This window comes from uncultured Campylobacter sp., from assembly GCF_938045405.1.
Lineage (GTDB): Bacteria > Campylobacterota > Campylobacteria > Campylobacterales > Campylobacteraceae > Campylobacter_B.
This window is the reverse complement of sequence record NZ_CALIMW010000124.1, coordinates 1-9,660: the sequence shown is the minus strand read 5'-3', so window position 1 is coordinate 9,660 and position 9,660 is coordinate 1. Positions and strand designations below refer to the sequence as shown.

Sequence of the window (9,660 nt, the reverse complement as noted above, 5' to 3'; positions counted from 1 at the left end):
ATTATTTATAAGCCTTGATCGCTTTGTCTAGAATTTTCTCCGCTTCCGCGGCGCTTGCGAAATCCTTCACTTTGACCCATTTATTCGGCTCTAAAAGCTTGTAGGTTTCGAAGAAATTTTTGATCTTATCCAGCGTTGCTTTAGGCAGATCGGAGATAGATTTAATGCCCTCATATCGCGGATCGATCTTGCTAACCGGCACGGCAAGCAGCTTCTCGTCCATTCCGCTTTCGTCCTCCATCATCAAAACGCCGATTAGGCGGCACGGGATCACGCTGCCTGCGGCAAGTGGGTATTCGTTTAGCACCAAAACATCCGCAGGATCGCCGTCGTCGGCCAAGGTATTGGGCACGAAGCCGTAGTTTGCGGGATAAAACATCGCGCCGTAGAGCACGCGATCTACGCAGAGCGCACCGCTTGCTTTGTCTATCTCGTATTTGATATTCGAGCCGTAAGGGATCTCGATTACCGCGTTGATTTTATCGGGGTTTGAGCCCACTTTTATCTTTGAAAGATCCATAGTTTTCCTTTATTTAGAATTTAAAATTTTGATATTTTTCACGTCTATCGTCGTTTTGGTAAAATCTTTGTCGATCTCGCCGCTAATTCGCACGAGCGTATTTTCATCCACGCTCACGCCGCGCCAAACGTCATCATCGATCTCAACCTCGATGCTATCGCCGTTTTGATCCACAAATCTATAATGCTCGCGTCTGAGTTGAGATTTTATCCTGCCGTCGATCGTGACAAAAGAATCATCTCTTAATTTAAGCGCTTCTTTGACGCTTGACGGCTGAGTTTGCGCCGCGGAGCCGCTTGGCACAAACCCGCCCGCGGCGAATGCAGCCGCACATAAAGCCATACTAATTAAAAATTTTCTAACCATATCTATCCTTAAATTTTAATCTCTGTATCCGCAAACAAATCCGAAATTTCATTAAATTTAAAAACCGCTTACGTTTGACGATCGCATTTAAATTTACACAGCGAGCTGCTTAAATTTACGCTTGAACTTTGGCTATCTCGCGCAACGGCAAGCTATAAATTTAAAGGCGCGCTCGCTTCGGAGGCGCATTAAATTTAAGCGCGATTTGCGCCGCTTGCGGTATAAAAAAGGAGCCGGAAATTTAAGCCGCCATCCAAGCGCGCTAGCCTAATTTTTCGATCTGCGCGGCGATTATAGCGTTTATGTCCGCTACGATCTCCTCGACTGTGCGCTCGCCGTTTACGCTGTAAAATACGCCCGCGTCGCCGTAAAATTTACGGATATCCTCGATCGGCTCTGAAAATACCGCCATGCGGTTTTTAAAGACCTCCTCGTTATCGTCCGCTCCGCGAGCGCGTCCTAAAACACGCTCCTTGGCGACCTCCTCGCTAACGCATACCTCGATTACTGCGCTAAGATTTACATCATCGTCGCCTCGCAGCACCTCGTCTAGCTTATTCATCTGCTCGACGCTCCTTGGATAGCCGTCGATGATGATGAAGTCTTTAGGTGAGCTTTTAATCGCGCTAACGATAGCATTTACGACGATATCAAGCGGCACGAGATTGCCTTTAGAAATGAAGCCGTCTATCTGCCTACCAAGAGCGCTGCCGCTTGCTACCTCGGCACGTAGCAGATCGCCCGTGGAGTAGTGCTCGATGCTTTGATTCATCTGAGCGATCATACTCGCATCGGTCGTTTTGCCGCTGCCCGGAGCGCCGATGATTAGAAAAAGGCTTTTCATTTTTGCTCCTTCTTATGAAGCCTAAGGCCTAGCTCGCGAAGCTGCTCGTCTGTAACGACGCTAGGGGCTTTGGTAAGCGGACACTGCGCGCGCTGCGTTTTAGGAAACGCGATAACCTCGCGAATACTGCTTGAGCCGGTAACCAGCATCATCAGCCTATCAAAGCCGATCGCGATACCTCCGTGCGGAGGCGCGCCGAAGCTTAGCGCATCAAGCAGGAAGCCGAATTTCTCCCTCTGCTCTGCAGGCTCGATCTTAAGCAGCCTAAAGACCTTTTCTTGAATGTCCGCTTTATGGATCCTGATGCTGCCGCCGCCAAGCTCGATGCCGTTTAGCACGACGTCGTAGGCAATCGAGGTAATATCCTCTAAATCAGGCTCGTCGGGATTGTTCGGCATCGTGAAAGGATGGTGCATCGCGGAGTAGCTGCCGTCGTCGTTTTGCTCAAACATAGGGAAATTTACGACCCACAAAAACTCAAGCCTGTTCGGATCTATGAGACCAAGCTCGTTTGCGAGGAAAATTCTAAATCTGCCCATATAATCAAGCACGATTTTCTTTTTGCCCGCGCCGAAAAATACGACGTCGCCGACTTTAAGCTCACAGCGTTTGATGAGTTCGTCCAGCTCGCTTTTTTCAAAGAATTTTACCAGCGGCCCCTTTAGCCCGTCCTCTTTTACTTGGATAAACGCAAGCCCTTGCGCGCCGAATTTTTTCACGTATTCCTCAAAACCTTGCATCTGGCGCTTGCTAAATTTCAGATCGCCGCCCTCGACTTTGAGCGCTTTTACGCGGTTAGCCTTGCGGTCTTTGGCTAAATTTGAAAAAATTTCGTTGCTAGATTTTTCAAAAATATCGGCTACGTCGATGAAAGGCATATCGTAGCGCAGATCGGGTTTGTCGCTGCCGTAAAGCTCCATCGCGTCTTTATACTCCATGTGTCTAAAAGGGGTGACGATCTCGCGACCGCAGGATTTGAAAATATCCTTTAAAACCTCCTCGGCTACGCGCATTACGTCGTATTGGGTATTGAAGCTCATCTCAATATCGATCTGCGTAAATTCCGGCTGGCGGTCGGCGCGCAGGTCCTCATCGCGGAAGCAACGCGCGATCTGGAAGTATTTATCAAAGCCCGAGCACATCAAAAGCTGCTTGAAAAGTTGCGGACTTTGCGGAAGCGCGTAGAAGCTGCCCGGATAGACGCGGCTAGGCACCAGATAATCCCTAGCGCCCTCGGGCGTCGCGCGCGTTAAGATCGGCGTTTCGACCTCCACAAAGCCTAGCCTATCAAGAGCATTTCGCGCGGCGATCGCAGCCTTGGAGCGCATCTTAAATTTATCGAAGCTTCCCTCGGCGCGCAGATCCAAAAAGCGGTATTTCAGCTTCGTTTCTTCGTTGACGCTTTTATCGCCGATTACGAAAGGAAGCGGCTTGCTTGGATTTTCGATCTGCAGATCCTCTACTACGACTTCGATGTCGCCCGTTTTTAAATTTGGATTTTCCAGCCCTTCGCCGCGAGCTCGGATCTTGCCGACGGCTTTTAGGACGAATTCGTTTCGCACGGTATTTGCTACCTCGTATGCCGAGTGGCTATCTTTGGGATCACAGACTAGCTGTAACAGCCCGCTTCGGTCGCGCAAATCTATAAAAATCACGCCGCCGTGGTCGCGGTAAGAATTTACCCAGCCGCACACGGTTACACTTTTGCCGATATCGTTTTTACTCAAATCGGCGCAATAATGACTTCGCAAATTTACTCCTTTAAAATTATTTGTAAAACGCAAGTATAGTTAAATTTTGCTTTTACAAAGCTAATTTTTTATAAAATAAAACTATGGAAAACAAAATTCATAAAAACCTTAAATTCGCGGGGCTAATAGCCAAAAAATCAGAAGAGATTCGCCCCGTCGTGGAGCAAATTTGTGAAATTTTAAAAGCGCAAGGTATCGAACTTTTGCTTGAAGAGGACGGAGCGGAATTTTTCAGCCTTAAGCCGCATACGCTTGCAGAAATTTTAAAAAAGACCAATTTTTTAATTAGCCTCGGCGGAGATGGCACGCTTATCGGGCTTGCGAGGCTGCTAAGCGATAAAAACGCGTTTATTTTGGGTATCAACGCGGGCACTCTCGGGTTTTTAACGGACGTACAGCCGAGCGAATTCGCAAAATTTTTAAAGGAATTTTTGCGCGGCGAATACGAGATCGAGCGCCCGTTTTTACTCGAAGTGATACTGGAAAACGGCGGCGGTAAAATCGTCCGCAAGACCGCATTTAACGACGTCGTAATCACCCGCAGCCACATCTCTTCGATGGCGAAGATCGACGCGTTTTTAAATAGAAAATATTTCAACACCTACTATGGCGACGGCGTGATCGTAAGCTCCGCCGTGGGCTCGACCGCGTATAATATGAGCGCGAACGGCCCGATCGTCTATCCGCTGTGCGACGTGTTTTGCGTCACGCCGATCTGCTCGCACAGCCTAACGCAGCGACCTTTGATCTTGCCAAAAGAGTATCTCGTGAGTTTCAAAAACGCCGGAAGCTCCGAAGTTAGCGTCGTCGTCGACGGACAAGACGTTTTTGATATGGCGGAATTTCACAGCGTGAGCGTTAAAATTTCGCACGCCAAGGCAAATTTAATAAAACGCAGAAGCTACGATTATTTCGACGTTTTAAAAGCCAAACTCAGATGGGGGCACGGCGGATGCTAGAAAGAATTTATATTAAAAATAATCTAGGTTTTTGCGAGAGCGAGCTTAGTTTTGGCCCGGGACTTAGCGTATTTACAGGTATCAGCGGCGCGGGTAAATCGGTATTAATAGGCGCGATTTTAGCGGTGTTCGGTCTTAACGAATGCGAGGCTGAGCTCATAGAAGCGGACGTAGAACATCAATTTGATATGGAAAATTTCGGTTTGATAAACGATACGCCAAATATTTTTCGCGTCCTAAAAGAGCGTAGCTTGCGATACTTTATAAATTCTCAATCGGTCTCGAAAAAAAATCTAAGCACGATCGCCGGCGAATACGTGAAATTTTTAGGCGCGAAAAACGCCGGAGAAATGAGTAGCGATAGCTTGCTAAAATTACTTGATTTTATCGCCGCGAAAAAAGATGCGGCGCACGCTCAAAGCCTATCGGAGCTTCAAAGCGCTTTTGTGGAATTTAGCCGCACAAAAAAGCAGCTGGATGAAATTTTGGATCAAGAGCGCAAGATCGAGGAGTTAAAGGAATTCGCTCGCTTCGAGATTGAAAAAATCGAGCGCGTATCGCCTGAGATCGGCGAATACGACGAGCTTTTACAGATCAAAAAAAAGCTTAGTAAAAAAGATAAGATCGAGGAGCTTTGGGCTAGGGCGCAGGGCGTTTTTGAGTTGGAGCGCAGCGTCATCGAAGCGCTAAGTCTTAGCGGGCTGGATAGCGCGTTTTTTGAGGATGCGATGAACGAACTGCGGCTAAAGCAAGAAAGCTTGAATTTAGACGAGCTAGAAAACATCGACATAGAGAAAATTTTAGATCGCATCGAAGCTCTTAGCGCGCTAAATAGGCGCTACGGAAGCGTAGAAGAGGCTTTAGCTACGCTTGAAGCGCGCAAGAAAGAGCTTGAGCATTACGAGCAGTTAAGCTTTGAAAAAACCAAGTTGCAAGCGGAATTTAAACGCCTTAGCGAAAGTACCGCTATCCTTGCCGAAAAAATTAGCGAGGCTCGCAAGGGCGCTAAAAAACGGCTCGAGGATCTGATAAATTCCTATCTAAAGCAGCTTTATATGGACGGAGTGGAGCTTGGTTTTAAGCCTACGGCGCTTAGTGAGTGCGGCACAGACGAAATTTGCGTCAGCTTGTGCAAGACGGAATTTAAAAATTTAAGCTCAGGCGAAACGAACCGCTTACGCCTTGCTTTTATTGCCGCGAGCTTGGAGCTTACAAATAACGGCGAGGGAATTTTAATCTTAGACGAGATTGATTCAAATTTAAGCGGAAAAGAGGCGATGAGTATCGCTAACGTGCTGGTAAAAATTTCAAAATTTTATCAAATTTTTGCGATCTCGCACCAGCCGCAGCTTAGCTCAAAGGCTGCGTCACACTTTTTAGTAAGTAAAACGAACGGCAAGTCTAGCGTGAGGTTATTAAGCGAAAATGAGAAAATAACAGAGCTAGCTCGTATGATAAGCGGCGAGACTATTACTGCAGAAGCCCTGGAATTCGCTAAAAAACTAAGGCAAAGCTGAAGGAATTTTAAGCTTAAGTTTAAATCTGAAATTTTTTGCTACAATACCGCGTTTAATTTAAATTTAAGTGTGATTTTGCAAAACGACGTAAAATCCGCTTCGAAAAATTTTATCAAGTGAGTTTTATGATTATAGATACACATTGCCATTTAGACGATGCTAGTTTCGATGCTGATTTGGACGCGGTGATTGAGCGCGCCACGATTGCAGGCGTGCGCAGCATCATCATTCCTGGTGCCGATGTAGCAGACCTAGATAAGGCATGTAAAATTTCACACGCACGGGATAATGTGTATTTTGCCGTAGGAGTGCATCCATACGAGATAGATTCTTTCGATATGGAGGTGCTGAAGCGGTATGCTGACGATCCCAAATGCGTGGGCGTTGGCGAATGCGGTCTTGATTACTTCAGACTTAAGCAGCAAGAGAGCAAGGAAACCAAAGCCTTAGAAATCTCCCGCCAAAAAGACGCCTTCATCTCACAAATCGATCTAGCAACACAACTTCAAAAACCACTTATAGTCCATATCCGAGAAGCAAACGAAGATAGCTTTGGAATTCTAAAAGATCGTGCCGGCGATTTATGCGGCGGTGTTTTGCACTGCTTCAATGCCAGCAAGCTTTTGCTAGGTCTTAGCGAATACGGATTTTACTTCGGTATCGGCGGAGTTTTGACATTCAAAAATGCAAAAAACTTAGCTGAGATCTTACCGCAAATTCCGCAAGAGCGCCTTTTAATAGAGACGGATGCACCATATCTAACCCCGCATCCGCATCGCGGCGAGCGCAACGAGCCTGCATTTACGAGACTCGTGGTAGAAAAAGTCGCGGAAATTTTAAGCCTAAGCGTAGAAGAGGTCGAAGCAATAACGACTCAAAACGCCTGTAGGCTTTTTGGCGATAAAATCAAAGGAGAGATATGAAAGCCATAAAATTTATACTGCTAGCCCTACTTTTAGTGGGCGAAGCGTTTGCGAGCCAGCCCGGTCTGATGCGCGCAAATCACGACTATATTTTAAATCAATTCGGCATCGAAAATAACGAATCGAGCAAAAACGTAGTCGCGGGCATATTCCGTGCGATCAATGCAAGCGATCGCAAGCAGTTTAAGCATATCGTGACTTCGCAGTCGCACAATGCCTACTTAGTCAAATCCGAGGTCGATAACATCGAAGCTCCGGAATTCTTATTGTATTTGGCAATGGTAGAATCTCATCTTAAAAACACCGTAACTTCGGGCGCTAGCGCAGGTGGTATGTGGCAGCTGATGCCGGCAACTGCGAAAAATTTCGGTCTTAGAGTAGATAGCGCCGTAGATGAGCGTCGCGATCCCGCAGCCTCTACGGATGCTGCGTTTTCGTATATTTTGCATCTGAAGCAAAATTTTGGCAAGTGGTATTTAGCGCTAATGGCGTATAATTGTGGCGATCAAAAGCTTAAAAATGCGATTGCAGCTACTGGCAGCGATGATCTGGATCGCTTGCTAAAAAGTCCCGCACTTCCTAATGAGACTAAGAATTTTATCAAGCGCATTATTAAATACGCTTACATTGCTCAAAATGAAAATATGCGTAAAATTCTGCTTTTTGAAAGCGAGCCGTGGGGGCTAAAGCGTATCGCCGTAGCTCCGGGCACAAAGCTAAGCGCGGTTGCAAAACAGATCGGAATTTCGCCATCGCAGATGCAGGATTACAACGCGCATATTAAAAACGGAATTTCGCCGCTTAACGGCAAGTACTTCTTTTATATCCCACAAAGCAAATATGCAGAATTTGTCGTAAACCAAGGCGCGTTTCAAGCGTATGAACCACGTCTGAAACAGCGCAAGCCAGGACGCGTGTTAGCAGGTTTGGCGAACGAGCTTAGCCTCAAAGACAAAAACGAAATAGCGCTAAATAATATAAAATTCAACAAATAAGATCGGATCGCAGGTGTCGTACCAGAAAATCGCTCTTTTTAGTGCGCTTTTTACGCTAATTCTTGCCGGTTGCTCGTTTCGCACCGCACCGTCGTCTAGATCGTCTGCGGGCGGTGCGGGCAAGATCGGCAAAAACTCTCCCGCCACCATGCGCCCTTATAAAATCAACGGCAAAACCTACTATCCAGAGCAGGTAAGCGTCGGTGACACTCAAATCGGCATCGCCAGCTGGTATGGACCGAATTTTCATGGCAAATACACCTCAAACGGCGAAATTTACGATATGAACGGCATGACCGCCGCGCACAAAACCTATCCAATGAATACTATGGTAAAGGTCACGAATCGCGATACCGGCGCTACCGCAACCGTGCGCATCAACGATCGCGGTCCATTCGTGGATGGTCGCATCATTGATCTTAGCAAAACAGCTGCCAATCTAGTGGGCGTATTTGCCAAAGGCACGGCGCCTGTAAAGCTCGAAGTAGTGGGTTTTTATGGGCACACTATTGCTAAAGGTTCGCCGAAAGCGACCATCGTCGGCGGAAATTTTATGGTGCAAATCGGTGCGTTTAGAAACAGAAGCGGCGCACAAATTTATCAGCGCGATTATCATGGCACGGCGGGATATCCTGCGATCATCAAAGAATTTAGCATAGATGGCGCGCCGATTTATCGCGTCTTTTTAAGCGGATTTAAAAGCGAGGATGAGGCGAGAGATTTCGCGCATAATGGCAAGTTTACTGGAGCTTTCATCGTAAGAGAGTAGCAGTTTTCTTTGACGGCTTTTCCTTCGTTTTTTGCTTGATAAGGGCTTTGTTAAATTTATTTGTGAGCTACTTGCAGTAAAATTTCTCGTAATCTAATAGTTATCTGCTTTAGCTGCGGCGAAGTGCGAACTACTTGCAAGCTATTCGTAGCAAAAAGTGCGCCTGTCTGCTTGAGCTTTGTTTTTTAATAGGACGTCGTGGCTGATAAAATTTTTATATTGCTAAGGGATAAAGCATGCCAAAATATCCGGAAGTTTATAGTTTAGAAAAGAGTTTGGCTGTACTTGAAAAATATAAAGACGAGCTGAGCGTAGAACAATACGAGCAAAATAGATCTATCATCTGCAACCACGCGATAGAGGGTATGTTTGCAAACGAGCAAGATATAATCGATCTTATCAAGGTCGATAAGGGAGAAAAAACGCCCGATGAGATAATAAACGAATATAAAAAAGAGTGGGGCGTTTTATAGCGCAGTAGAAAATATTAAATTTTGGATAGTGAAATATCAGAGGTATTTTGACGCAGCTCATCGGTCCTTTGAATTTTAATCGTGCAAAAAAGTTACGACTTCGTGTTCTTTTGGTAGAAATTTTCTACCGCCAATTCCACGACTACCATATTCTTTTAAAGCCTCATTCAAGACGCCATAAAGTTCATCTAACAAAATTCCGTCAATACTAGAATTTATATTTTCTAGCTTATATTTGATAAAAAACGGATTATCGACTAGCATTTTACTTGTAGTCTTATCATAAATTCGCCTTATATCAAGCTCGATTTCTCTACCTTTATAATAAAGCAGCCAAATCTCCTCTCCGGTATATCCGTCTCTTGGATCAGGCAGATGCGGGCTACAAACAAAGATAAGCCAAATATCTCTTTGCCTGTCGATTACCCAGTTTAACCACTTTATTTCATTAGGCTCCTGTGGATCATAATGATATTTTGCCAAGCACTGATCTACACGATTTATAATATCATATTTCTTAATATCCTCTTTAGAAATATATTC

11 protein-coding genes are annotated in these 9,660 nt (G+C 45.7%); 6 read left to right on the top strand and 5 right to left on the bottom strand.

The features are described from left to right. Position 1 precedes the first annotated feature (1 nt). The 4 genes from ppa to aspS all read right to left on the bottom strand — a co-directional run bounded on the left by ppa (position 2) and on the right by aspS (position 3,481). The gene (ppa, locus tag Q0140_RS04685) at positions 2–520 is read right to left on the bottom strand and encodes an inorganic diphosphatase (protein WP_297896257.1); all 519 of its coding nucleotides are present in this window, start codon (positions 518–520) and stop codon (positions 2–4) included. 9 nt (positions 521–529) lie between these two features. After that, positions 530–886, bottom strand: a complete 357-nt coding sequence (locus tag Q0140_RS04680; protein ID WP_297962368.1) for a NirD/YgiW/YdeI family stress tolerance protein — start codon at positions 884–886, stop codon at positions 530–532. Positions 887–1,148: 262 nt separating this feature from the next. Further along, positions 1,149–1,730 (bottom strand): adenylate kinase, encoded by a 582-nt coding sequence (locus tag Q0140_RS04675; protein ID WP_295151487.1) that lies wholly within the window; start codon positions 1,728–1,730, stop codon positions 1,149–1,151. Next, entirely contained in the window at positions 1,727–3,481 is a 1,755-nt protein-coding gene (gene aspS / locus Q0140_RS04670) for an aspartate--tRNA ligase (RefSeq protein WP_297962366.1), read from the bottom strand. The genes Q0140_RS04675 and aspS overlap by 4 nt, the downstream gene beginning before the upstream one ends. Before the next feature lie 83 nt (positions 3,482–3,564). Here aspS and Q0140_RS04665 point away from each other — a divergent pair, with 83 nt between their 5' ends. From Q0140_RS04665 to Q0140_RS04640, 6 genes are all read left to right on the top strand, one after another. After that, positions 3,565–4,440: an NAD(+) kinase gene (locus Q0140_RS04665; protein ID WP_297962364.1), complete on the top strand. Its 876-nt coding sequence runs from the start codon at positions 3,565–3,567 to the stop codon at positions 4,438–4,440. Further along, complete coding sequence (locus Q0140_RS04660; RefSeq protein WP_297962362.1) at positions 4,434–5,957, top strand: AAA family ATPase; 1,524 nt, start codon at positions 4,434–4,436, stop codon at positions 5,955–5,957. The genes Q0140_RS04665 and Q0140_RS04660 overlap by 7 nt, the downstream gene beginning before the upstream one ends. Positions 5,958–6,082: 125 nt before the next feature. Then, on the top strand, positions 6,083–6,880 hold the full coding sequence (locus tag Q0140_RS04655; RefSeq protein ID WP_295151491.1) for a TatD family hydrolase: 798 nt from the start codon (positions 6,083–6,085) through the stop codon (positions 6,878–6,880). After that, positions 6,877–7,875: a lytic transglycosylase domain-containing protein gene (locus Q0140_RS04650; protein WP_297882548.1), complete on the top strand. Its 999-nt coding sequence runs from the start codon at positions 6,877–6,879 to the stop codon at positions 7,873–7,875. The genes Q0140_RS04655 and Q0140_RS04650 overlap by 4 nt, the downstream gene beginning before the upstream one ends. Before the next feature lie 13 nt (positions 7,876–7,888). Beyond that, positions 7,889–8,644 carry a septal ring lytic transglycosylase RlpA family protein gene (locus Q0140_RS04645; RefSeq protein ID WP_297962359.1) on the top strand — a complete coding sequence of 252 codons (756 nt, stop codon included), beginning with the start codon at positions 7,889–7,891 and terminating at the stop codon, positions 8,642–8,644. Positions 8,645–8,880: 236 nt separating this feature from the next. After that, positions 8,881–9,117 carry a hypothetical protein gene (locus Q0140_RS04640; protein ID WP_297962357.1) on the top strand — a complete coding sequence of 79 codons (237 nt, stop codon included), beginning with the start codon at positions 8,881–8,883 and terminating at the stop codon, positions 9,115–9,117. 75 nt (positions 9,118–9,192) lie between these two features. On the opposite strand, the gene Q0140_RS04635 is transcribed toward Q0140_RS04640, so the two are convergent. Beyond that, positions 9,193–9,660, bottom strand: a 468-nt coding sequence (locus Q0140_RS04635) for a hypothetical protein (RefSeq protein WP_297962355.1), incomplete at its 5' end; no start/stop codon positions are given.

What these genes read in the sequence shown, in the direction of transcription:
- ppa (WP_297896257.1), bottom strand. Translation starts at nt 520, where the DNA reads ATGGATCTTTCAAAGATAAAAGTGGGCTCAAACCCCGATAAAATCAAC.
- Q0140_RS04680 (WP_297962368.1), bottom strand. Translation starts at nt 886, where the DNA reads ATGGTTAGAAAATTTTTAATTAGTATGGCTTTATGTGCGGCTGCATTC.
- Q0140_RS04675 (WP_295151487.1), bottom strand. Translation starts at nt 1,730, where the DNA reads ATGAAAAGCCTTTTTCTAATCATCGGCGCTCCGGGCAGCGGCAAAACG.
- Q0140_RS04665 (WP_297962364.1), top strand. Translation starts at nt 3,565, where the DNA reads ATGGAAAACAAAATTCATAAAAACCTTAAATTCGCGGGGCTAATAGCC.
- Q0140_RS04660 (WP_297962362.1), top strand. Translation starts at nt 4,434, where the DNA reads ATGCTAGAAAGAATTTATATTAAAAATAATCTAGGTTTTTGCGAGAGC.
- Q0140_RS04655 (WP_295151491.1), top strand. Translation starts at nt 6,083, where the DNA reads ATGATTATAGATACACATTGCCATTTAGACGATGCTAGTTTCGATGCT.
- Q0140_RS04650 (WP_297882548.1), top strand. Translation starts at nt 6,877, where the DNA reads ATGAAAGCCATAAAATTTATACTGCTAGCCCTACTTTTAGTGGGCGAA.
- Q0140_RS04640 (WP_297962357.1), top strand. Translation starts at nt 8,881, where the DNA reads ATGCCAAAATATCCGGAAGTTTATAGTTTAGAAAAGAGTTTGGCTGTA.